This is a genomic window from Pseudoxanthomonas yeongjuensis (genome assembly GCF_010093345.1).
GTDB lineage: Bacteria > Pseudomonadota > Gammaproteobacteria > Xanthomonadales > Xanthomonadaceae > Pseudoxanthomonas_A > Pseudoxanthomonas_A yeongjuensis.
In genome coordinates this window covers 688,106-711,987 of the sequence record NZ_PDWT01000001.1, presented here as the reverse complement: position 1 = coordinate 711,987, position 23,882 = coordinate 688,106, and the positions used below count along the sequence as shown (strand labels likewise).

Sequence of the window (23,882 nt, the reverse complement as noted above, 5' to 3'; positions counted from 1 at the left end):
CGCTCCGATCAAAACCCTTCGCGACTCACGTCGCTCCTACGGCAGCTCTCCCAGTGGATCAGAACCAAAAGCGCAATCCGGCGACCCAGCCATGCTCCGTAGCCGACTCGCCAGCCGATTCCGCCAGGTCGGCGGTGTCGCCGAACTTCCGCGACCACGCGTAGCCGACGTACGGCGCGAACCGCGGGCTGAATTCATAACGCAGGCGCAGGCCGAATTCCGCATCGCTCAAGCCTTTGCCGATGCCGTTCTCGAAGTCGTCCTTGCTGTAGAGATTCGCTTCCAGCTTCGGTTGCAGGATCCACTGGTTGGTCAGCAGGATCTCGTATTCGCCTTCGACCTTGGCGGCGAGGCGGCCGGAAGCGCCGATATAGCCGGTGGCTTCGACCTCGAACTTGTACGGGGCCAGGCCGACCACGCCGAGCGCCAACCACTGGCGCGAAGGGCCTTCGCTGAAATCGCTGCGCACGCCGATCACGCGATCCCACCACGGTCCTGTGGCATGGCTCCACAGCAGTTCCGCGTGACCGTGCGCGTCGTGGCCCTGTGGCTTCTCGCCCTCGCTGCGCAACCACAGCTTGTCGAAGTTGCGGCCGATGCCGGCGCGCAGGTTCCAGCCCAGGGCATCGTCCTGGTTCCACTCCAACTGGTCCACGCGCATTACCGCGACCAGCGGGTTTTCCACCATGTGCTCGCGCATGTCCATGCCGCCGAGGTCGGGGAAGGCGGCGGCGCGCTCGGCGGCAGTGGGTTCCGGAAAAGGAGAATCGGTCGGCTGCGGAACCGGCGTCGCTGGCATCTGGTGCTGCGAGTGATCCTGTGGCGTCGGTTGTCCGTGGCCTTCGTGCTGGGCATGGGCAGGCAGTGCGAACAGCGCCAACCACAGGGGAATGAGCGTCTTCATTCGACCCGCACCTCGCGGAACATGCCCAGTTCCATGTGCAGCAGCATGTGGCAATGGTAGGCCCAGCGACCGAGCGCATCGGCGCTGACGCGATAGCTGCGGACATGCCCGGGCGGCACATTGATGGTGTGCTTGCGCACCTGGAATTCGCCGGCTTCGCTTTCCAGGTCGCTCCACAGGCCGTGCAGGTGGACGGGGTGTTCCATCATGGTGTCGTTGACCAGCACGATGCGCATGCGCTCGCCATGGTTGAGGCGGATCGGTTCGGCCTTGGAGAAAGGAATTCCGTCGAAGCCCCAGACGTAACGCTCCATGTTGCCGGTGAGATGCAGTTCGAGCGTGCGCCCGGGCTCGCGCGGATCGGGATCGGCGAAAGTGCTTTTGAGGTCGGCATAGGTCAGTACCCGGCGACCGTTGCCGCGCAGGCCGATGCCGGGATCGTCCAGCGCCTTCGAGGGAGTCATGGTCTGCATGTCGACGGCGGGGTTGCCGGATTCGCTGGCGGGGTGCGAAACCATGCCCGCCATCGCATCATGTTTCATTGCGCCATGGTCCATCTTCGAATGATCCATGCCGACTTGCATGTTCGCGCCGCAACCGCCTTCGCCCATTTTCATGCCGGCGCCGCAGGAGCCTTCCATGCCCTTCATTCCGGCCATGCCTCCATGACCCATGTCAGTCATGGTCAACAACGCGCGGGCATCGAGCGCAGGCACCGGCGCCTGCAGTCCGGCACGCGGCGACAGCGTGCCGCGTGCGTAGCCGCTGCGGTCCATAGCCTGGGCGAAGATCGTGTACGGCTGTTCTTCCTCCGGTGTGACGATGACATCGAAGGTCTCGGCCACGCCGATGCGGAACTCGTCCACCGACACCGGATGCACCGGCTGGCCGTCAGCGCCGACCACGGTCAGTTTCAAACCGGGGATGCGTATGTCGAAGAAGGTCATCGCCGAACCATTGATGAAACGCAGCCGCACTTTCTCGCCGCGCTTGAACAGGCCGGTCCAGTTGCCGTCCGGGGTCGTGCCGTTGACCAGATAGGTGTAGGTGACGGCGTTGACGTCGGCCAGGTCGGTCGGGCTCATGCGCATCGCACCCCAGGCCTTGCGGTCGGCGATGGTGGCTTTCCAGCCATCGCGGCGCGCATCGCTGAACAGGTCGCCCACGGTCTGCTTGTGCCGGTTGTAGTAATCGGCCTGGATCTTGAGCTTGCGCACGATGGCGTGCGGATCCTCGTCGCTCCAGTCGGACAACAGCACGACGTAGTCGCGGTCGGCGGCGATCGGATCGGCGTCGCGCGGTTCGATCACGATGGCGCCGTACACGCCCTTGGCTTCCTGCAGGCTGGAATGGGCGTGGTACCAGTAGGTGCCGGCCTGCTTCAGCTGGAAGCGGTAGGTGAAGGTTTCACCGGGAGCGATGCCGTGGAAGCTGAAACCCGGCACGCCGTCCATGTTCGAAGGCAGCAGGATGCCGTGCCAGTGGATCGAGGTGTCCACGCCGAGGCGGTTGGCCACGCGCAGGGTCACGGTGTCGCCCTCGCGCCAGCGCAGGACCGGGCCGGGGAGGGTGCCGTTGATGGCGATGGCGGTTGCGGAGCGGCCGGTGAGATTGACCGGCAGGGCAGCGACGCTTAGTTCGAAGTCGGTGCCGCGGAGCTCCGGCGTCGGCGACGATGTCGTGTAGTCGGCGGCGGTGGCGCTGAAGGGAAGATGGGCGCCGGCGACCACCATGCCGAGCCCGGTGACGAACTGGCGGCGGACGGGATCGTGGCTGGGTTGAAGAGGTTTCAATGCAGGTAATCCAGTCGACTATGCGCGGATTATGCCAACCCTGGAGTGGGCTACAGTCAATATCGTTGGTGGCGGATACCTGAATCTCCAGTCAGCCGGAGCCCTACACTAGGCATGTAGGGCACCTCTGTAGCTGGGATTGCCGACCAGGGCCACTGGAAATGGAATCAAGGAATATCTTCAGGTCGCCATTATCAGCAGGGACTCCATCCTGCCGTTTTCGCGCAGGCCCAAACCCCATTGCAACCGAGGAAAGCACGCATGGCTGAAAAGAACCTCTTCGACCTCACCGGCAAGACCGCCCTGATCACCGGCGGTTCGCGCGGCCTCGGCCTGCAGATGGCCGAAGCGCTGGGCGGCTACGGCGCGAAACTGGTCCTGTCCGCGCGCAAGGCCGACGAATTGCAACAGGCCCAGGCGCATCTGCAGAAGTCGGGGATCGATGCGGACTGGGTCGCCGCCGATGGATCGAAGGACGCGGATATCGGCATGCTGGCCGAGGCAGCGATGGAAAAGCTCGGCCACGTCGACATCCTGATCAACAACGCCGGCGCCAGTTGGGGTGCGCCGGCGGAGGACTATCCGGCCGAGGCCTGGGACAAGGTATTCGACCTCAATATCCGCGGGCTGTTCCTGCTGACCCAGCAGCTAGGCAAGCGTTCGATGATCCCGCGCAAGTACGGGCGCATCATCAACATCGCTTCCATCGCCGGCCTGCGCGGCAATCCGCCGGGCGCCATGCAGACCATCGCCTACAACACCAGCAAGGGCGCGCTGGTGAACTTCACCCGCACCCTGGCGGGCGAGTGGGGCAGGTACGGGATAACGGTGAATGCGTTGGCCCCGGGTTTCTTCCCGTCGAAGATGTCGCAAGGGTTGATCAAGGCCCTGGGCGAGGAAACGCTGATCGGCAATTCGCCCTTGCAACGCTTGGGCGACGACGAAGACCTGAAGGGCGCCGCGTTGTTGTTCGCCTCCGATGCGGGCAAGCACATTACCGGACAGATACTCGCCGTCGACGGCGGCTACAGCGCGGTCTGACCGCGTCATCGCCTGGGAGGGCACGATGGAAGGATTCGAGGGCAAGGTCGCGGTGGTCACCGGTGCGGGTTCGGGCTTCGGTCGCGAATTCGCACGCAAGGGCTCCACGCTGGGCATGAAACTGGTATTGGCCGACATCCAGGCCGATGCGCTGGAACAAACCCGCGTCGAACTGGAAGCGCAGGGCGCCGAGGTCATCGCACGGGTGGTGGATGTCTCCGATGGCGGGCAGGTCGAAGCGCTCGCCGCGGCGACGATGGAAACCTTCGGCGGCGTGCACCTGCTGTTCAACAACGCCGGCATCGGCGCGGCCGGATTGATCTGGGAAAACACCGTGCGCGATTGGGAATGGGCGCTGGGCGTGAACCTGTGGGGCGTCATCCATGGCGTGCGTACGTTCACTCCGCTGATGCTGGCTGCTGCGAAGTCTGATCCCGGCTACCGTGGACACATCGTCAACACCGCCTCGATGGCGGGACTGTTGAACCAGCCCAACCTGGGCGCCTACAACGTCTCCAAGCATGCGGTGGTGTCGCTCAGCGAGACCCTCTACCACGATCTTTCACTGGTCACCGATCAGGTGCGCTGCTCGGTGCTGTGTCCTTACTTCGTCCCGACCGGCATCCACAAGTCGCACCGCAATCGCCCATCCGGGCTGGCCAATCCGACCCCGGCCACCCAGTCGCAACTGGTCGCACAGGCGATGATCAGCAAGGCGGTCGCTTCCGGGAAGCTCACGGCGGCGGATATCGCCGAACGCACCTTCGATGCGATCAGGCGCGACTCCTTCTACATAGTTTCGCATCCCGATGCGCTGGAGGCGGTGCGCCAGCAGGCCGAAGACGTGGTGGCTTTGCGCAACCCGGCCGATCCGTTCGCGCACAAACCCGAGCTGCGTGCCCAGCTCGCGGCTGCATTGCGGGCCTGACAGGCCTGGCTCCCATCAGGCCCTGTCCAGGGAGCGGCTGAACAAACTGAATCCATCGCAGGGGCCGTGTCGATCCCGGCTTCCCTGGTTCGACGCATTGATATCCTGCCCGCAGACGGGGCATCAACCAGGGAGTCGAGCCATGAGCTACGTCGACGGATTCGTGCTGGCGGTACCGAAGAAGAACCTTGCGGCCTATCGCACCCTGTCGCGCAAGGCGGGCAAGGTCTGGAGGGAGCATGGCGCGCTTTCCTATGTCGAATGCGCCGGAGACGACGTAGCGCCAGGCAAGCTCACCTCGTTCCCGCAGGCGGTGAAGTTGAAGAAGGACGAGATCGTGGTGTTCTCGTGGATCGTGTACAAATCCCGCGCGCAACGCGACCGTGTCAACAAGCAGGCCATGGCCGACCCGCGCCTGGCCAGCATGATGGATCCGAAGGCGTCGCCGTTCGACGGCAAGCGCATGATCTTCGGCGGCTTCAAGAGCATCGTCCAGCTCTGAGCGTTTCCCTCGTCTTTCGACCACGGAGGTCGGATCCATGCCGCTTGTTCTTCACTACCACCCGCTTTCGTCCTTCTGCCACAAGGCGCTGATCGCCCTGTACGAGAACGAGGTGCCGTTCACTCCAAAGCTCGTGGACCTGGGCGATCCCGGGCAACGCGCCGAGTTCCAGGCCTTGTGGCCGATAGGAAAATTCCCGGTGCTGCAGGATGCGGCCCGGGGCAGGACGGTCCCGGAGTCGACCATCATCGTCGAATACCTCGAGCAATATCATCCAGGCAAGGAAAAGCTGATCCCGGACGATCCCGGACAGGCGCGGGAAACCCGCCTGCTCGATCGCTTCTTCGATCTGTACGTGCACGAACCGATGCAGAAGATCGTCGGCGACCGGCTGCGCCCCGAAGGGGCCAAGGATCCGCATGGCGTGGACCATGCCCGGAAAACGATGCGCACCGCGCTGGGCATGCTGGAAAAGGACATGGCGTCGCGGACATGGGCGACCGGCGAGACCTTCGGCCTGGCCGACTGCGCAGCCGCACCGGCCTTGTTCTACGCCGACAAGGTGATGCCGATCGCCGCGGACTACCCGAATGTGAAGCGTTATCTGGATCGGCTCATGCAGCGGCCTTCCTATGCACGCGTGCTGCGGGAAGCCCAACCTTATTTTTCCATGTTCCCCGGCTGACGCAGTTTGTCGTTGGATTTCACTTGACCATTACAAAAGGAAACAAATCCCATGAAACGAATCCTCATTTTTTGCGCGCTTGCTGCGACCAGCGGCATCGCAATGGCCGCGCCGGTCAGCTACGAGATCGATCCCAACCACACCTTCCCCAGTTTCGAAGCCGATCACATGGGAATCTCGGTGTGGCGTGGCAAGTTCAACAAGACTGCCGGCACGCTGGTTGTGGACAAGGCAGCGGGAACCGGGAGCGTCGATGTCAGCATCGACATGGATAGCGTCGACTTCGGCCTGGATTCGATGAACGAGCAGGCCAGGGCCGCCGGGTTTTTCGATGTCGGGAAGTATCCCAAGGCCACCTACAAGGGTCGATTGGAAGGCTTCGTCGACGGCGCTCCGACCCGTGTAGTCGGCGAGCTGACCTTGCATGGCATCACCAGGCCGGTCGAATTGAAGATCGATCTCTTCAAATGCATTCCGCATCCGATGTACAAGCGCGAGCTTTGCGGGGCCAACGCCTCGGCGGTGTTCAAGCGTGACGAGTTCGGACTCGTCGCGGGCAAGGACTATGGCTTCAACATGGACGTCAATCTGCGCATCCAGATGGAAGCGATACAGGGTGGCCTGCAGCCTTAGGGAAAGCCCGGATATCGGTTTCGACAACCGCATCCTGTGGGAGGGGCTTCAGCCCCGACGCTCTTCGGGTAAAAAGCGTCGGGGCTGAAGCCCCTCCCACATCCCCAGGCTCTCTCGCATTTCGATCCGGATCAGCCGGCGGACTGGGTGGCTTCCCTTGCAGAGGAGTGGGAACGCGTCAGCAGGAATTCGCGTTCACGTGCGTTGCGGGTCATGCCTGCGGCACGCTCGAATTCGATGCGCGCCTCCTCATGCCGGCCCAGTTTGGCCAGCAGATCGCCGCGCACGCTCGGCAGCAGATGGTAATTGGCCAGCACCGGTTCCGAAATGAGTCTGTCCACCAAGGCAAGACCGGCGGCCGGCCCGGACGCCATGGAAACGGCGACCGCGCGATTGAGCTCCACGATGGGCGAGGGGTTGGACTGCAGCAGCGTGCCGTAAAGCGCGGCGATCGTTTCCCAGTCGGTCTGGTCCGCGGTGCGGGCACGTGCATGGCAGGCGGCGATCGCAGCTTGCAAGGCATAAGGCCCCAATCCACCGCCGAGTTGGCGTGCACGCAACAGCGCAGCGAAACCACGCTGTATCAACAATTGATCCCAGCGCGACCGGTCCTGGTCCAGCAGCAGGACCGGGGCGCCGGCCGGGTCGGTACGCGCGCGCAGGCGCGATGCCTGTATCTCCATCAGCGCGACCAGACCGTGCACTTCCGCTTCTTCCGGCGCCAGTTCGGCGACGATGCGACCCAGCCGCAATGCCTCTTCGCACAAGGCCGGCCGTACCCAGTCGTCACCGGCGGTAGCCGAATAGCCCTCGTTGAAGATCAGGTAGATGACGCCGAGGACCGAGGAAAGCCGTTCGGCCAGTTCATCGCCGCGCGGAACCTCGAAGGGGACATTGGCCTCGGACAAGGTCCGCTTGGCGCGGACGATGCGCTGGGCGACCGTCGCTTCGGGGACGAGGTAGGCGCGCGCGATCTCGTCGGTGGTCAATCCGCCCAGCAGGCGCAGGGTCAGGGCGACACGCGCCTCCATCGACAGCAGCGGATGGCAGGCGGTGAACACCAGGCGCAACAGGTCGTCGCCAATGTCGTCGTCCATCGCCGCCTCCAGTTTCGCGGTGGCGTCCTCCCACTCGCGCTCGAGTTCGTAGCCCAGTTCTTCGTGCTTGCGCTGCTGCAGCTTGCTTCGGCGCAAGCGGTCGATGGCGCGGTGCTTGGCCGTGGCCATCAGCCACGCTCCCGGGTTGTCCGGCACGCCGGTCTGCGGCCATTTTTCCAGCGCGATGACCAGCGCGTCCTGCGCAAGTTCCTCGGCCAGGCCGACGTCCCGCAGCATGCGGGCCAGGCCGGCGATGAGGCGGGCCGATTCGATCCGCCAGACGGCATCGATCGCGCGGTGTGCATCCGTATTCGTCATGGTCGGCGATCAGAACATCGCAGCAGCTTGCGCGCAAGCTGCGATGCAACTCATCGATAGGTCTCGGCGATGTTCTTCAGGTTCATCAAACCGGCTTCGAACTGCTTTCCGACCATGCGATCCATGTTGAACAGCGTATGCATTATCTTGGCGGGGTAGGGCACGGGACCTTGCATGGACCAGGTCAGGTGGGTTGCTGCGCCTTCAGGCACCAGAGTGAAGGTCACCTGGTTGCTGGTCTTGAATGGTTTCAGCATCTCCAGCTGCATCCCGATCCGCGAAGAAGGAGCGGATTCCAGGATGGAAAGCCGTCCTGCGCCCGCTTGCCCCTTGCCGTTCCATTCGTACACGGCTCCCGCGCCTTGGATCGCTCCCGTATGGGTCTTGCGGGTATCCGGATCCGGTTTGTCGAACGGATTCCACGATTCGTGCGCGCGAAGATCGTCGATCAGTGGAAAGATGCGCTCGGGCATGGCATCGATGACGATGCTGCGTTGCAGGCGGAACACATCGGGTTTGGTGGCGGCGCGGACAAGGATGCCGACGACGATCAAGGCCATGACGACCAAAACCAGGGTTGTTGCATTCATTCACATGATCTCCAGAAGGTTGTTTCGCAAGAAGGGAAGGGCAGCGATGCGGCTGCGCTATTGCTTCGGCGCGATCCCTGCGCGCAGGCGCTCCTCCTGCTCGCGCAACTCGGGGGTGAATTCCGCACCGAAATCCTCTGCCTCGAATACCTGACGGATCTCTATTTCGGATTCTCCCTGCATCGGGTTGGGGCAGCGCTTGACCCACTCGATCGCTTCTTCCTTCGACTTGAGCTGCAGCAACCAGAATCCTGCCACCAGTTCCTTCGTTTCCGGGAAAGGCCCGTCGATGACCGTGCGCTTGCCGCCAGAAAAGCGCACCCGTGCGCCTTTGGAACTGGGATGCAGGCCCTCGCCAGCCAGCATCACGCCGGCCCTGACCAGTTCCTCGTTGAACTTGCCCATCTCGGTCAGCAATTGCTCGCTGGGCATCACGCCGGCCTCGGATTCCGCGCTGGCCTTGACCATCACCATGAACCTCATCGTCGTTTCTCCTCTGGTTTTTTATCGGGATATGTACCCATGACGAACCAGCGGGCCATGGATCGACAAGCCAGCGGATATTTCGAGTCTGGTTGGGGGCAGGGCTGATGCCAAACTAACGCGCGGGCGCCTACTATCCGCTCGCCAGCCGGCACCGGATTCCACCCTCCATTCGACGCCCGACCAGACCCTCTCGCTTTCGCAGTTGCGAGGGCACCCGGTGGTGCGTGCGTTCTACCCGGCGGACTGGAGTCCGGTATGCGGCGATCAGATGGCGCTCTACAACGAGTTGCTGTCCGAATTCCGCCGCTTCCATGCCACGGTCATCGGAATTTCCGTCGACGGGGCGTGGTGCCATGCGGCCTTTGCGCTTGATCGCAAGCTGCATTTCCCGTTGCTGGCGGATTTCGAACCCAAGGGCGGGTTGCGTGCCTGTACGGCGTTTACCAGCTGCAGCATGGGATCAGCGGTGGTCATCCTATGCCTGGTGACCTTCGCTCCTGGAGGGCGGTGATCGTGGCTGTCGTGCCGCGGGCTGGCGCAGGCCTATCGGGAAGCGCTGCGCTTCACCGGGCGTGTAGTGGCGCTCGTGGGCATACTTCTGACCTTCATGTTCCTGCTCGACAAGCGCCGCGAGCCCATGCCCGAAACGGAGGCCGCTACCGGCGCCCTGGCCGAACAGGTCTAGCCCTCCGAGGAAAACATGATCAATGACCTGATGATGCAGCAGCCGCTGCTGATCTCGGCGTTGCTGCAGCACGCGGAGCGTCACCAAGGCGAGCGGAAAACCGCAGCGATGACGAGGAGGGCTGCACCTGGCGGCAGGGAGAGGTCGCCACGCCGGCCGGTTTTCCCGAGGCCTATCGCGACTAGGCCGAAGGGGGATGGGTCGGGATAGGCGGCGGCCCGGAGTTCGGAGGGCTGGGCATGCCGAAGGTGATTTCCATCCGGATCGAGGAAATGGTCAACGCTGCAAGCTTGTAGTTCGGGTTGTATCCGATGCTGACTGCCCGTGCCTGCTTCGCAATCGACACGCATGCCAGCGAAGAATTGAAGCGGATCGGCTAAGACTATTCCCAATTGTGTGCGACAGGACGAAGTTCTAACTTGCCGATCAGGGATAGCGTATGAAGGTCAGATCATGTCGGCGAACCGCGGGCGTTCCGCAGCGGCCCCATGATCCAAGCCTGCATCGAGTACCCCCTCCCTTGCGTTGCCTTGGGTCGGGTGCTAGAAGCGAATCGGCGCATCGGGATATCCGGTTCTGGAAGGCTTGAATAACTGCAGTCATCCCCGCGAAGGGGGGCGTAGGCATTTTGTTCTGACCGTTCTTAACAACAAGGCGAGCCGGCACGGGGGGGCGAGCTGGAATAAACGCTGGCTTGTCGGTTTCCACTGCGTGATGTTGACGGGTCGAGCCTCCTCGTTCTGCCCGGCGAGAGCGTGTTTGCCTGATTCCCCTCAACCCTCCCCTCCAAAAAAAGGGGCGCAGTTCTAGTGCGTCTGTGGTGCATCGGCCGATGACTCCGGACGTAACTTCCGCCCGACATCGAGAGGCGCGAGGCTTGATCAGAAACCCGCCTGTGGCAAGGGGCGGATGGGGGAAGGGGAAGTGCGATGAGGCTGATTGTTGACAGACACCCTGCCATGGCGCGCAGCAATGCCGTTGTTCGCCGTGCATTGAGGATGAAGACGCTCGACTGCGCCTTGATCGGACTGCTCGCCGGTATGGCGCCGTTGGCAGAAGCGATGGAGGGCAGCAGTGGATCCGGGATCCCGCAGGCGGAGCCTGTCGCATCGTCTCCCCAATGCACCGTGCAGGGCTGCACGGGTAAAGAGGGATTGCTGTTCCAGGTGCGCACGCGCAGCTACGACGTCCCGGTAACGCAAGGCACGGACGCACGCTCTTCGTCGGAGGCGCTGCAGCCTGACAGGCGCGTGACCGTCGCGATGGAGCAGCCGGGTCGCGCGGTGGTGACCGGTCGGTTCTCGATCACGCTGGCCTGCGGCGCAGCTATCTGGGCCACCGAGGATCCCGTGCTGGGCCAGCCGGAGTTGTCCGTGTCCGCGCCGACGGTCGCGGCCTTCGAAGGTGGTCGTATCACCAAGCCGGTGGACTTCTACGTCCGTGGCAACTATCCGGCGTTCGTCGAACGCTACGAAATCAGCCTGTACCACGCGACCGACAGCGATCTGATCGAACCGCTGGCAGAGTTTCCCGTGGCCGTGACCGGAGTTTCCCGCGCCCAGTGGGATGGGGTCATGGCGGGAAGCCCGCTGCGGGCGGGCGACGAGTTGGTGTACGTCCTGCGCGCGTACGACAAGGAGGGCCGTTACGACGAGACCAAGGCGCAGACGCTACAACTGGTAACGCCGCAGGAAGCGGAGCGGACGGGGCGGTTGCTGCGGGAGAAGGCGCAGGACGGCACGGACCTGAGCATCGACGAGGCCTTGCAGCGCAGTCTGGTCGACAACGCCTTTGCCGGTAACGGTCTGCGCCTGCAGAACATCCCGATCTACGGCTCACGCATCCGGATCCAGGGACGCGATGTGCCGCAGGGCATGTCCCTGACGATCAACGGCGACGACTATCCGGTGGATATGGAGCGCAAGTTCGCGGCCGAGTATCTGGTGCCGGTGGGCAGGCATCCGTTCGAGATCGTGGCCAAGGGAGGTGGCACGGATGGCAAGGAAGAAGAGCGTCATCTGGAGGAGATCGATGTGACCGGCCGCTACTTCTTCGCGGTCGGGCTGGCCGACGTGACGCTGTCGAAGAACCATGTCAGCGGTTCGGATGCCGCCTTCGCCAACGACAGCCGCTACCAGGACGACCTGATCAGCGATGGTCGGTTGGCGTTCTACGGCAAGGCCAAATTGGGCGGGAAGTACCTGGTGACGGCTCAGGCGGACACGACCGAGCGCGACCTGGAGCGTCTGTTCGACGGCTTTACCCGGGCCGATCCGCAGGACGTGTTCCGGCGCCTGGATCCGGACCTCTATTACCCGGTCTACGGCGACGATTCCAGCGTCTGGCGCGATGTGGACACCATGGGGCGCTTCTACCTTCGGGTGGACTGGGACAAGAACCAGGCGCTGTGGGGCAACTACGCGACCGGCCTGACCGGCAACGAGTACGCGCAGTACGTGCGTTCCCTGTATGGCGCGGCACTGAGCTGGCGCTCGCCCGAGACCAATCCGTGGGGCGCCCCGAAGCAGGAACTGCGATTGTTCGGCTCGGAGGCGCAGACGGCGCCGGGCCACGTCGAGTTCCTGGGCACCGGCGGCAGCCTGTACTACCTGCGGCATACCGACCTGCTGCCGGGTTCGGACACGGTGGTGCTGGAAGTGCGCGACCTGACCACGGGCCGGGTGGAGCGGCGCATCCCGCTGCAACGGGGCGCCGATTACGAGATCGACGAATTGCAGGGCCGGTTGCTGCTGACGCGGCCGCTGGCGCAAATCACGCGCGAGAATTCGCCGACCCTGACGCGCGACACGCCATTGAATGGTTTCGAACAGCGCCTGGTAGTGGACTACGAGTGGGTACCTTCCGACTTCGACAACGACCAGATCACCGCGGGCGGTCGCGCCCGACAGTGGTTCGGCGATCACGTCGGCGTTGGCCTGACCTACGTGGACGAGAAGCGCGCAGGCGAGGACTACACGATCATGGGCGGCGACCTGACCCTGCAAGCGGGGAAGGGCACCTACGTCAAGGCCGAGTACGTGCAGACCGAATCGTCCACCTCACCGGTGTTCTTCTCCGACAACGGCGGTTTCAGTTTCACCCGGCTCGACGCGCAGGGTCCGCGCGAAGGCGAGGCCAAACTGGTGGAGGCGCGGGCCAATTTCAAGGAATTGGGCTGGACCGACATGGACTGGGCGGCGGGCGCCTGGTGGCGAGAGGTCGGCGAAGGCTACTCACAGAGCCGCTACGCGTCGGGCCGCGCTACCACCGAATACGGGGCCGAAGTGCTGGGCCACTTCACCCCGCAGCTGGGTGTATATGCGCGCTATAGCAAGGCCGAGAGCGGCAGCGACGCGCTCACCCAGGTGCAAGGCACACTGGAGTGGCGCATCGATGATGCGCGGACCTTCAGCGCCGAGATACGCCGGGTGCAAGACAGCAGCGTGGCGGACGCGGCAGGCCTGCTGGGCGCCTTGAAGTACGCGCAACGGGTCGGTACGTCGCTGGATCTTTACGGCCTGGCGCAGTTCACCCTGGACGACGACCACGGCCGATACGACGACAACGACGCGCTGACGCTGGGCGGCAAGTACCTGTTCGGCAGCCAGTCCACGGTAGGCGCCGAAGTGACCACCGGCGACCGCGGCGACGCGGCGCAGGTCAACGCCGAGTACAGGCTCAGCCCCGACTACACACTGTACGGTGCCTACACCTACTCGACCGACAGCACGCATCGCTCGCTGTTCGATCCCGATCCGCGGGGCGGCTGGACGCTGGGCCAGCGCTGGCGCCTGTCCAACCAGGCCACGATGTACAGCGAAAGCCAGTTCCTGAAGGAGCCGGCACAGAGTGGCCTGGTCCACACCTATGGCATGGACTTCTACCCGGGGCAGGGCTGGAACCTGGGCTTCACCCTCAACTCGGGCGAACTCGAATCCAGTACCGGCGTGGTGGATCGGCGCGCGGTGAGCGTGAGCGGCGGCCACACCTCGTCGGATACCGAGTGGCGCAGCCAGTTGGAGTGGCGCCGCGACACCGGTGCGGAGCAGCGCGAGCAGTGGGTCAGCACCAACCGTCTGACGCACAAGATCAACGAAAGCTGGCGCATCGCGGCGCGCCTGAACTACTCGGACACCGACGACCGGCTCGATCCGCAGGCAGGGGCGAAATTCATCGAAGGCAACTTCGGCTTCGCGTACCGGCCATGGGACAGCACGCGCTGGGGCTTGTTCGGCCGATATACGTACCTGTACGACCTGGCGACGCTGGGACAGGACGGCGGCGCGCAGGTCGACCAGCGTTCGCACGTACTGTCGTTCGAGGGCGTATTCAAGCCGGGACAGCATTGGGAATACGCCGCCAAGCTGGCGCGCCGCGAAGGCGAAGTGCGGATGGGGCGCGGCGAAGGCGAATGGTTCGATTCCGCCACGACCTTCGCAGCGCTGCAGGCACGCTACGAATTGCGCACGCAATGGCATGCGTTGGCCGAGTACCGATGGCTGGCGGTGGACGACGGCGGCACCAGGCGCGGCTTCCTGGTCGGGCTGGATCGCGACATCGGCCGCAACTTCCGCATCGGCGTCGGCTACAACTTCACCGACTTCAGCGATGACCTGACGGACTTCGATTACAGACAGCGCGGCTGGTTCCTGAACCTTACGGGCCGTTATTGACGTGGGTACACAAGCGGTGTCGTGCGCCTGCGGGCAAGGGGAAAAGAAATGAGCGGGGAGAATCGTATGCGGGTTGCGTCCAAGAGGGATTCCATGTCGGCGTTGATGCGGCTCGTTGCGTGGGCGCGAGGCCTGTGCGTGTTGGTCGTGGGGCTGGCGTCCCTGGCGCTGGCGGCGCCGGCGGTGGCGCAGGTGCAGCGCACGATGATCAATCTTGGCTTCGAACAGCCGGTTCTTGGAACGGGTTGCACCCGACAACTCTCTATCGGAGTGATCCCCGGGTGGCAGACAACCCATAGCGTCCGTGGCAATAACGCCACTACCACGTGCACAGGCGTTCCGATTCCCGGAGCAACGACGACCGGACGACCCGTAGACATCATGGCGCGGGGGTTTGCCTTTGGTACTCTCTGGCAACCTCCAGTTGTGCCACGTGCGGGCGAGCAGGTCGCGGAGCTCAATTCGGTAGAGGCGTCGCGACTTTTCCAGAATATATGCCTCGTAACGGGCGAGACGGTGGGTTGGAGCCTCAGCCACCATGGTGGGGCCAGCAACACGGTCGCGGACGTGATGGAGTTGAGCTTTGGCACGGGAAACGGCGTGGCGCGCTTTGCCACATCGCGAAATGCCAGCGTCGCCAATATCACTGTGTTGCAAGGGACTGGCAGTCGCACGGGAACTATGGCCCCGAATGGCTATGGCTGGGCCGACTATGCTGGCCAATACACCTATGCCGGGGCCACGGGCGCGGTCAATATCGGATTTGAAGCGATTTCAAGTGTCGGGGGGGTCAACTCAGGCAACGCGCTCGACAACATCCAAGTCACCCTTCGCCCCTTCGTGGAGTTTGCGCAGACCTCGTACCTGCAGACGGAGGACAAGCCGGCGGTGAACGTGCCGCAGCTGCGCGTGGCCGGCACGGTGCCGGCGGGGGGCATGAATGTGCGGGTGCGGATCACGGGCGGGACGGCGACGCTGGGGGTGGACTACCTCACCCCGGGCAACAGTGCCAGCTTCGACGTGTTCATCCCGGCGGGCGCGTACGACGACACCCTGTTCGACCTGCCGGTGACGCTGGTGGACGATGGTCTCGGCGATCCCGGGGAGACCATCACCTTCGATCTGGATCCGACGACCACGGCCGATCCCTACAACGTAGCCTCGATGCGGACCTGCGGCGGGACGCCGCAGACGGCGGCGACCACGACGATCAACGAGGCCGAGCCGGTGCTGCCGCGGCTGCAATTGAACAAGGCGCTGGCCTCGGCCCGGGTTGCGGTGAGCGATCAGTTCACCCTGCGGATCGTCGGCACCAACGGCGTGCAGACGACCACGACGGGCACGGGCAGCACGGTCGGCAACGGCAGCATCCAGGTGGCGCCGGCGGCGGCGGGGACCAGCTATACCGTGCGGGAGATCATGGCGGCGGGCAGCACTTCGGCGCTGAGCGCGTATGCGCCGTCGATCAGCTGCACCAACACCACGCCGCAGTCGACCACGGTATTGCCCAGCGGTGCGGGCAGCGACTTCAGCGTGACCATCGCAGCCGGGGACAACATCAGCTGCACGCTCACCAACCGGGCGACCACCGCGCCGTCGGGACTGCGCGTGGTCAAGAGCGTGACCAGCGGGTCGTTCTACGACAGCGTGGGGGATACGGCCACCTATAGCTATGTGGTGACCAACACCGGCAGCACGGCGCTGACCACCCTGGCGGTGACGGACAACCGGATCGCCACGGTCAGCTGCGGCGGGATCACCTCGCTGGCGGTGGGCGCGAGCGTGACCTGCACCGGGACCTACACGGTGACGCAGGCCGACGTGGACGCGACGATCGTGACCAACATCGTGCGGGCGACGGCGCGCAACCCGAGCAACCAGACGCTGACGGCGACCGACGATGCGGTGATCTCGCTGGGCGTGCCGGCGTGGACGCTGGACAAGCAGGAGTCGGGCGCGACCTATGCGACGGTGGGCCAGGAGGTGGACTACACCTACGTGGTGACCAACACGGGCAACGTGGGCATCAGCGGCATCGCGGTCTCGGACGACCGGATCGCGACGGTGAGTTGTCCGGCGAGCACGCTGGCGGCCGGGGCCAGCATGACCTGCACGGGCAGTTATACGGTAACGCAGGCGGACCTGGACGCGGGGTCGGTGACCAACGTGGCGACCGCGAACGGCACGCCGGCCAACGGGACGCTGAGCGTCCCGCGGGACCAGGTGACGATCACGGCGCCAGCGGCGGCGCCGGCGCTGACGCTGGCCAAGACGGTGACGTCAGGCAGCCCGTACGACAGCGTGGGCGACGTCGTCGACTACCGCTACGTGGTGACCAACACCGGCAACGTGACGATCAATGCGCTGGTGGTGACGGACGACCGGATCGCGACGGTGACGTGTCCGGTGACGAGTCTGGCGCCGGGGGCGAGCACGACGTGCACGGCGAGCTACGCGATCACCCAGGCGGACCTGGATGCCGGCACGGTGGTCAACCACGCCTCGGCCACCGGTACGCCGGCACGCGGCACGCTGGCGCCGGCCACGGACGATGCGACGGCCGTGGCGACGGGCAGTCCGCAGTTGACGCTGGTCAAGACGGTGACGTCGGGTAGCCCGTACGACGGCGTGGGCGACGTCGTCGGCTACCGGTACGTGGTGAGCAACACGGGCAACGTGAGGATCAATGCGTTGGCGGTGACGGACGACAAGATCGCGACGGTGAGCTGTCCGGTAACGACGTTGGCGCCCGGGGCGAGCACGACGTGCACGGCGACGTACACGATCGTCCAGTCTGACCTGGATGCGGGCTCGGTGACCAACAACGCGAGCGCGAGCGGTACGCCGACGCAGGGGGCGCTGACGCCGGCGACGGACAGCGAGACGGTGACCGCCAATGCGCAGCCGGCGCTGACGCTGGTGAAGACGGCGGTATCGGGTGCACCGTACAGCGCGGTGGGCGCGGTAGTGAACTACCGGTATGTAGTAACCAACACGGGCAACGTGACGGTCACCGCGCTGGCGGTGGGCGACGACAAGATCGCGACGGTGACGTGTCCGGTGACGACACTGGCGCCGGGGGCGGGCACGACGTGCACGGCGAGCTACACGGTGGCGCAGGCGGACCTGGACGCGGGATCGGTGACCAACAACGCGATCGCGACGGGCGCGCCCACGCGCGGCACGCTGGCGCCGGCCACCGACAGTGCCACGGTCAACAGCGCGGCGACGCCGGCGTTGACGCTGGACAAGAGCGTCGCGCTGGGCAGTCCGTACAACGAAGTGGGCGACCTAGTCAGTTACCGCTACGTGGTCACCAACACCGGCGGCATCACGATCGATGCGCTGACAGTGACCGACGACAGGATCGCGACGGTGACGTGTCCGGCGACGAGCCTGGCGCCGGGCGCGAGCACGACGTGCTCGGGCAACTACACCATCACCCAGGCGGACCTGGACGCGGGGTCGGTGACGAACAACGCGAGCGCGACCGGCACGCCGCGGCAGGGGACGCTGACGCCAGCGACGGACAGCGCGGTGGCGACGGCGGTGGCCAGTCCGTCGCTGACGCTGGTGAAGCGGGTGGCCTCGGGCAACCCCTACACAGTGGTCGGCGACACGGTCGGCTATACGTATGAGGTGAGCAACACCGGCAACGTGACGATCGATGCGCTGGCGGTGAGCGACGACAAGATCGCGACGGTGACCTGTCCGGTGACGAGCCTGGCGCCGGGGGCGAGCACGACCTGCACAGGCAGCTACACGATCGTGCAGGCGGACCTGGACGCGGGGCGGGTGACCAACAACGCGAGTGCGACGGGGACACCGGCCAGCGGCACGCTGGCGCCGGCGACGGACAGCGCGACGGCGACCTCCAGTGCGACACCGTCGCTGACGCTGGTGAAGACCGCGGTGGCGGGCGCTCCGTACGACGCGGTGGGCGACACGATCGACTATACCTACGTGGTGACCAACCCGAGCGCGATCACGATCAACGCGATCACGGTGACGGACGACAAGATCGCGACGGTAAGCTGCCCGGTGACGAGTCTGGCGCCGGGGGCGAGCACGACGTGCACGGGCAGCTACCCGGTGACGCAGGCGGACCTGGACGCGGGGTCGGTGACGAACACTGCGATCGCGACCGGCACGCCGGCCAGCGGCACGCTGGTGCCGGGCCGGGACGTGGAGACGGTCGCGGCGACTTCGGCGCCGGCGTTGACGCTGGTGAAGACGGCGGTGAGCGGCGTGCCGTACGACAGCGTGGGCGACGTGGTCGGCTACACCTACGTGGTGACCAACACCGGCAACGTGACGATCAACGAACTGGTGGTGGACGACGACCGGATCGCGACGGTGATGTGTCCGGCGACGAGTCTGGCGCCGGGGGCGAGCACGACGTGCACGGCGAGCTACACGATCACGCAGGCGGACCTGGATGCGGGTTCGGTGACGAACCGGGCGACGGCGTCGGGTTCGCCGCCGACGCTGACGTCGGTGACGGATACCGAGACGGTGGATGCCGATGCCTCGCCATCGCTGACGCTGGACAAGACGGCGGCAAGCGGAGCGCCGTACGACGCGGTGGGCGATGTGGTGGGTTACCAGTACGTGGTGACCAACACGGGCAATGTGACGATCAACAGCCTGGCGGTGAGCGACGACAAGATCGCGGCGGTGGCGTGTCCGGCGACGAGTCTGGCGCCGGGGGCGAGCACGACCTGCACGGCCAGCTATACGGTGACGCAGGCGGATCTGGATGCCGGTTCGGTGACCAACCACGCCAGTGCGACGGGCACGCCGACGCAGGGCACGCTGACGCCGGCTACCGACACGGTGACGGTCGCGGCGACGGCGACGCCGGCGCTGACGCTGGACAAGGCGGCGGCGAGCGGGACCCCGTACGACGCGGTGGGCGACGTGGTCGGCTACACCTACGAGGTGGCCAACACCGGCAACGTGACGATCGCCGCGCTGACGGTGAGCGACGACCGGATCGCGACGGTGACCTGTCCGGTGACGAGTCTGGCGCCGGGGGCGAGCACGACCTGCACGGCCAGCTATACGGTGACGCAGGCGGATCTGGATGCCGGCTCGGTGACCAACAACGCCAGTGCGACGGGTACGCCGGCGCAGGGCACGCTGACGCTGGCGATGGACACAGTGACGGTCACGGCGACGACGACGCCGTCGTTGACGCTGGACAAGACGGCGGTGAGCGGCGTGCCGTACACGGCGGTGGGCGACGTGGTCGGCTACACGTACGTAGTGACCAACGCCGGCAACGTGACGATCACGGCGCTGGTGGTGAGCGACGACAAGATCGCGACAGTGACGTGTCCGGCGACGACGCTGGCGCCGGGGGCGAGCACGACGTGCACGGCGAGTTACGCCATCACGCAGGCGGACCTGGGCGCGGGCTCGGTGACCAACAACGCGAGCGCGACGGGCACGCCGGCCAGCGGCACGCTGGCGCCGGCGACGGACAGCGTGACGGTGGGCGCGCGGGCGCGGGTGGCCTACGGCAAGACGGTGAACACGACCGGCCCGGTGGCGGTGGGCGATGTCCTGACCTACGCGCTGACGGTGACGGTGGAGTACGCGACCAGTTCAAGCGACGTAGTGTTGAGCGACACGCTGGGAACGGGTCTGACCTTCAACGCAATGACCGCTGCAGGCGGGTTCACCTGCAGCAACACTGGCAACACGGTGACCTGCACCTTACCGGCCGGCCAGCCGCCGGGCACCTACACGGTGGGCTACACGGTCACGGTGAACACCGAGGCGACGGGAACGGTCGACAACGCGGTGACTGGTGCCAGCGGTGACACAAACACGCCGGCGCCGACCTGTGCGGGGACGTGCACGACCGCCACGCCGGTAGCGCCACCGGCGGTGACGTATGCCAAGGTCGCCGACACGGCCGGGCCGGTGCGGGCGGGCGACACGATCACCTACACGCTGACGGCGACGGTGAGCCAGTCGCAGACCACGGCGGTGACGACCCTGACCGATACGCTGGGCACCGGCCTGGCGTTCGGGGCGGTGAGCGATGCCGGTGCGTACACGTGCAGTGGCAGCGGCAACGTGCTGACCTGCACGCTGCCGGCGGGCACGCTGCCGGGAACGTACCCGGGGGTGTACACGGCGACGGTGACCAACCAGGCGCCGGCCGGAGGCACGGTGGACAACGCGGTGACCGGCCGCAGCGACGATCCGGCCAACCCACCCACGTGCGCCGGCACCTGCACGGTGCCGGTGACGGTGATCGCGGCGGTGGTCGAGGTGGTGAAGACGTCCGATCCGGCCGCGGGCACGGAGCTGGAAGTGGGTCAGACGCTCACCTACACCCTGATGGCGACCATCGCCAACGCAGCGCTCAACGGCGAGCTGGTGCTGACCGACACGCCGGAGACGGGGCTGACGATCGGCACGCTGCCGTCGGGCTGCGTGCAGGGCGGCGGGGCGATCACCTGCACGCTGCCGGCGGGCACGCCGGCGGGGACGTACACGTTCACCTATCCGGCGACGATCAACGACCAGGCCGGCGCGACGGTGGGCAACGCGGTGACGGCCACCAGCCACGGCAACCTGACCACGGTGACCTGCGTGAGCTGTGCGACCGAACACGTGGTGGCGGCGTCTGACCTTCGCATCGCGAAGGTGGCGGCGGTGCGGCAGACCCACATTGGCGATCTGGTGCGCTACACGCTGACGGTGCAGAACCTGGGCAACGGCCGGCTGCGCGACGGCACGATCGTGGACACGCCGGCAGCGGGGTTCACCTACGTGGCCGGTTCGCTGGTGGTGGACGACGAGGACGATGCCGGCACGGCGGAGGGGTTCAGTCCGGTGCGGTTCGGCGGGCTGGACATCGCCGGTGGCGAGACGGCGACGCTGGTCTACCTGATGCGGGTGGGCGCGGGCGTGCGTCCGGGGGTGCATGAGAACCAGGCGCAGGCGTTCTCGCCGACGACGGGCGAGCCGATCTCCAATATCGCCACGGCGCGGGTGGAGGTGGTGGCCGACCCGCTGGTGGACGACAGCCTGGTGTTCGGCACGGTGTTCAACGACTGCGACGGCGACGGCGAGCAGACGCCACCGGACGAGCGCGGGATCCCGGGGGTGCGGATCGTATCGGTGGAGGGGCTGATGGCGGAGACGGACCGGTATGGTCGTTACCACCTGGCGGGGATCCCGGGCGGTCCGTGGGAACGCGGCCGCAACTTCATCCTGAAGGTGGACCCAGCGACGTTGCCGGCGGGCGCGGCGTTCACCACGGACAACCCGCTGCTGCGGCGGATCACGCCAGGCGTGCCGGTACGGTTCGACTGGGGCGTGAAGCGGTGCGTGAAGGAGATACAGGAGCTGCAGCTGGGCACGGTGCTGTTCGCGCCGGGCAGTGCGCGGATCCCGCAGGAGCATGTGCCGGTGATCGAACAGATGGCGGCGACGGTGCGTGCGCACGGGGGGGGCGAGGTGGTGATCGCGGCTGATGGCGAAGGCGAAGCGTTAGCCCTGGCTCGTGCACAAGCGGTGCAGGAGGCGCTGGCGGCACAGCTGGAGGCGGCGGTCGCGGCGCAACTGAGCGTGAGCGTGCGTGCCGACGTCGACACGCCCGACACCCTGGTGACGGGCGTGGGCGAGGGCGGGCTGTTGCTGGGCACGGTGCTGTTCGACACGGACGCGGCGACGATCCGGCCGGAGTTCGAGCCGTTGCTGGACCAGGTGGCGGCGGTGCTGGAGCGGCCGGGCGGCGGGGTGGTGACGATCGTCGGCCATACCGACGGGCGCGGGACGCACGCCTACAACACGGCACTGGGTCAGCGGCGGGCGCAGGCGGTGCAGGCGGCGCTGGTCCAGCGGTTGAGCCCGGAGGTCCGGGCCAAGGTGCGGGTGGACGCCAGTGCGGATCCGGCGCCGCCGCTTTCGAATGTGCCCGCAGGGCCGGCTCCTTGAAGGGGGTGGCCTTGCGGGCAGTGGTTGAGCGCGTAAAGAAAGATAGAAGGAGAACAGGCTACGACGCGTCGTGCGCAAGCTGGGGCATTTTTCCAGCCATCGCCACTAGATCTTCGAAGATGAGAGGCCGGGAAAAAAGATAGCCCTGTCCAATCTCGCACCCAAGCTCCAGGGCCAGCGCGCGCTCTTCCTCGGTCTCTATGCCCTCGGCAACGATGGATTGGCCCATCTGCAGCCCCAATTCGACGGCGGACTGCATGAACGCTCGACCTTGCATGCTTCTCGGCGCGGCGGTCACGAAGCTTCGGTCGATCTTCAGTTCGGTGCTGGGCAACTGCGAAAGCAATTGCATGCTGGAAGCGCCGGTACCGTAATCGTCCAGGGAGATCTTGAAGCCGAACAAACGCAGGCGGAGCAGGGGCTCAAGGATTTTCGCCAGGTCATCGACCAGGTGTGTTTCCGTTATCTCCAGCGTGAAATCCGCAGGTTCGCCGAGTTCGCTCGCCACGGCTTCCAGCATCCGTTCGACGATGTCCGCATCGCGCAGGTTTTTAAGCGATACGTTGATGGCGAAGTTGAGGAATATTCCCTTGTCCGCGGCAGTCCGGCGGTCATGTGCGGCTTGGGCAAGGACCACCAGAGTCAGCTCGTCGATCAAATCGCATCGCTCTGCCGCATCGACCACATGGACAGAGGGCACAACGCCGAATGTCGGGTCGGTCCAATGCAGCAACGCTTCCACACCAATCAGTTCGCCGGAGCGCAAGTCGATCTTCGGCTGGTAGCGCAAACGCGCCGCGCCACTCCCAATGCCCTTGCTCAAATACGCCGCATCCATCGGTGCGTGCACCGGGTCGGCGCGAGGAAGTCCGATCTCGGGCCGATAGAGGTCGAGCAGGGATATCAATGGATCCCGCGCGACCGGCTTGCGGAGCACGCCAAGCAAGGTCAATTGCTTGGCTTCGGCAAACTGGCGGCTGGAGTCCAGAATGCGCGAGTGTTCGCCGCTGACCAGAATGATCGCCGGACGCTGCTCGAGTGCGGCTATCCGGCTCATCAGTTGAACACCGTCCATGCCCGGCATGTTGAGGTCGCATATGAGCAGATGGACGGTGCGCCTCGAGAGGTGCTCGAGAGCAGCCTGTCCGCCGCCGGCGATTTCGACCTGCACGAATCCGCAATCCCGGAGAAGCATCGCGATCAGTGTCGTCATCAGGGGATCGTCGTCGACTACCAGCGCACGCAAGTCGGAGAATCGGTTTCTAGGCATGATCGGCGCAGTCCTGGAGAGGATCCTCGAGCGACTTTAGAGCAGGCTTTTCGCGTTGACAAACAAGGACAACCGGAGCGACATTAAACGGGCTGGGCAATCCTTCGTCCTATGCAGGTGCAGGCGCTTGGATGGGGGCATACTGGGGTGCAGGAAGACGGCGGCACGCTGCGTGGCAGCGTCTTCGGTTATTCCGGGGGGGGGGCTGCATGGCAAGTAAGGTAAAGGCTGAGACTGCGCGTATGTCCGGGGGAGTGTCTCCATGGGTCGGTGTTGCGGGGGCGGGCGTATTGCCCCGCCAGTCTATTCGCCGGGCGC

General features: G+C 65.4%; 14 protein-coding genes. 8 read left to right on the top strand and 6 right to left on the bottom strand.

The window, feature by feature from the left end:
- Positions 1-58: 58 nt before the first annotated feature.
- A complete protein-coding gene (locus CSC74_RS03110) occupies positions 59-904 on the bottom strand; it encodes a copper resistance protein B (protein WP_162312941.1) in 846 nt (281 codons plus the stop codon).
- A complete protein-coding gene (locus tag CSC74_RS03105) occupies positions 901-2,637 on the bottom strand; it encodes a copper resistance system multicopper oxidase (RefSeq protein ID WP_162313701.1) in 1,737 nt (578 codons plus the stop codon). Before CSC74_RS03105 ends, CSC74_RS03110 begins: the two co-directional genes overlap by 4 nt.
- 321 nt (positions 2,638-2,958) lie before the next feature.
- Here CSC74_RS03105 and CSC74_RS03100 point away from each other — a divergent pair, with 321 nt between their 5' ends.
- From CSC74_RS03100 to CSC74_RS03080, 5 genes are all read left to right on the top strand, one after another.
- A complete protein-coding gene (locus CSC74_RS03100; RefSeq protein ID WP_162312940.1) occupies positions 2,959-3,738 on the top strand; it encodes an SDR family oxidoreductase in 780 nt (259 codons plus the stop codon).
- A 25-nt stretch (positions 3,739-3,763) separates the two neighbouring features.
- A complete protein-coding gene (locus CSC74_RS03095; RefSeq protein WP_162312939.1) occupies positions 3,764-4,666 on the top strand; it encodes an SDR family oxidoreductase in 903 nt (300 codons plus the stop codon).
- A gap of 142 nt (positions 4,667-4,808) precedes the next feature.
- Complete coding sequence (locus CSC74_RS03090; RefSeq protein WP_162312938.1) at positions 4,809-5,168, top strand: DUF1428 domain-containing protein; 360 nt, start codon at positions 4,809-4,811, stop codon at positions 5,166-5,168.
- Between the two features lie 37 nt (positions 5,169-5,205).
- Entirely contained in the window at positions 5,206-5,853 is a 648-nt protein-coding gene (locus tag CSC74_RS03085; protein WP_162312937.1) for a glutathione S-transferase family protein, read from the top strand.
- 51 nt (positions 5,854-5,904) lie between these two features.
- Positions 5,905-6,486, top strand: a complete 582-nt coding sequence (locus tag CSC74_RS03080; RefSeq protein WP_162312936.1) for a YceI family protein — start codon at positions 5,905-5,907, stop codon at positions 6,484-6,486.
- A gap of 131 nt (positions 6,487-6,617) precedes the next feature.
- On the opposite strand, the gene CSC74_RS03075 is transcribed toward CSC74_RS03080, so the two are convergent.
- The 3 genes from CSC74_RS03075 to CSC74_RS03065 are packed head-to-tail and all read right to left on the bottom strand — an operon-like array spanning position 6,618 to position 8,974.
- Positions 6,618-7,901, bottom strand: coding sequence for an RNA polymerase sigma factor (locus tag CSC74_RS03075; protein WP_162312935.1), 1,284 nt, complete (start codon positions 7,899-7,901; stop codon positions 6,618-6,620).
- Positions 7,902-7,951: 50 nt separating this feature from the next.
- Positions 7,952-8,491, bottom strand: coding sequence for an SRPBCC family protein (locus CSC74_RS03070; RefSeq protein ID WP_162312934.1), 540 nt, complete (start codon positions 8,489-8,491; stop codon positions 7,952-7,954).
- A 57-nt stretch (positions 8,492-8,548) separates the two neighbouring features.
- Positions 8,549-8,974 carry a YciI family protein gene (locus CSC74_RS03065; RefSeq protein ID WP_162312933.1) on the bottom strand — a complete coding sequence of 142 codons (426 nt, stop codon included), beginning with the start codon at positions 8,972-8,974 and terminating at the stop codon, positions 8,549-8,551.
- A 61-nt stretch (positions 8,975-9,035) separates the two neighbouring features.
- Here CSC74_RS03065 and CSC74_RS03060 point away from each other — a divergent pair, with 61 nt between their 5' ends.
- The 3 genes from CSC74_RS03060 (at position 9,036) to CSC74_RS03050 (ending at position 22,294) form a co-directional block, all read left to right on the top strand.
- On the top strand, positions 9,036-9,488 hold the full coding sequence (locus CSC74_RS03060) for a redoxin domain-containing protein (protein WP_343037878.1): 453 nt from the start codon (positions 9,036-9,038) through the stop codon (positions 9,486-9,488).
- Positions 9,489-10,660: 1,172 nt separating this feature from the next.
- On the top strand, positions 10,661-14,335 hold the full coding sequence (locus tag CSC74_RS03055) for a TonB-dependent receptor (protein WP_162312932.1): 3,675 nt from the start codon (positions 10,661-10,663) through the stop codon (positions 14,333-14,335).
- Between the two features lie 93 nt (positions 14,336-14,428).
- A complete protein-coding gene (locus tag CSC74_RS03050; RefSeq protein WP_162312931.1) occupies positions 14,429-22,294 on the top strand; it encodes a DUF7507 domain-containing protein in 7,866 nt (2,621 codons plus the stop codon).
- A 58-nt stretch (positions 22,295-22,352) separates the two neighbouring features.
- Here CSC74_RS03050 and CSC74_RS03045 read toward each other — a convergent pair whose 3' ends face one another.
- On the bottom strand, positions 22,353-23,564 hold the full coding sequence (locus CSC74_RS03045) for an EAL domain-containing response regulator (protein WP_281349708.1): 1,212 nt from the start codon (positions 23,562-23,564) through the stop codon (positions 22,353-22,355).
- Positions 23,565-23,882: the final 318 nt, after the last annotated feature.

What these genes read in the sequence shown, in the direction of transcription:
- CSC74_RS03090 (WP_162312938.1), top strand. Translation starts at nt 4,809, where the DNA reads ATGAGCTACGTCGACGGATTCGTGCTGGCGGTACCGAAGAAGAACCTT.
- CSC74_RS03110 (WP_162312941.1), bottom strand. Translation starts at nt 904, where the DNA reads ATGAAGACGCTCATTCCCCTGTGGTTGGCGCTGTTCGCACTGCCTGCC.
- CSC74_RS03045 (WP_281349708.1), bottom strand. Translation starts at nt 23,564, where the DNA reads ATGCCTAGAAACCGATTCTCCGACTTGCGTGCGCTGGTAGTCGACGAC.
- CSC74_RS03085 (WP_162312937.1), top strand. Translation starts at nt 5,206, where the DNA reads ATGCCGCTTGTTCTTCACTACCACCCGCTTTCGTCCTTCTGCCACAAG.
- CSC74_RS03075 (WP_162312935.1), bottom strand. Translation starts at nt 7,901, where the DNA reads ATGACGAATACGGATGCACACCGCGCGATCGATGCCGTCTGGCGGATC.
- CSC74_RS03105 (WP_162313701.1), bottom strand. Translation starts at nt 2,637, where the DNA reads ATGGTGGTCGCCGGCGCCCATCTTCCCTTCAGCGCCACCGCCGCCGAC.
- CSC74_RS03055 (WP_162312932.1), top strand. Translation starts at nt 10,661, where the DNA reads ATGAAGACGCTCGACTGCGCCTTGATCGGACTGCTCGCCGGTATGGCG.
- CSC74_RS03095 (WP_162312939.1), top strand. Translation starts at nt 3,764, where the DNA reads ATGGAAGGATTCGAGGGCAAGGTCGCGGTGGTCACCGGTGCGGGTTCG.
- CSC74_RS03070 (WP_162312934.1), bottom strand. Translation starts at nt 8,491, where the DNA reads ATGAATGCAACAACCCTGGTTTTGGTCGTCATGGCCTTGATCGTCGTC.
- CSC74_RS03100 (WP_162312940.1), top strand. Translation starts at nt 2,959, where the DNA reads ATGGCTGAAAAGAACCTCTTCGACCTCACCGGCAAGACCGCCCTGATC.
- CSC74_RS03050 (WP_162312931.1), top strand. Translation starts at nt 14,429, where the DNA reads ATGTCGGCGTTGATGCGGCTCGTTGCGTGGGCGCGAGGCCTGTGCGTG.
- CSC74_RS03065 (WP_162312933.1), bottom strand. Translation starts at nt 8,974, where the DNA reads ATGAGGTTCATGGTGATGGTCAAGGCCAGCGCGGAATCCGAGGCCGGC.
- CSC74_RS03080 (WP_162312936.1), top strand. Translation starts at nt 5,905, where the DNA reads ATGAAACGAATCCTCATTTTTTGCGCGCTTGCTGCGACCAGCGGCATC.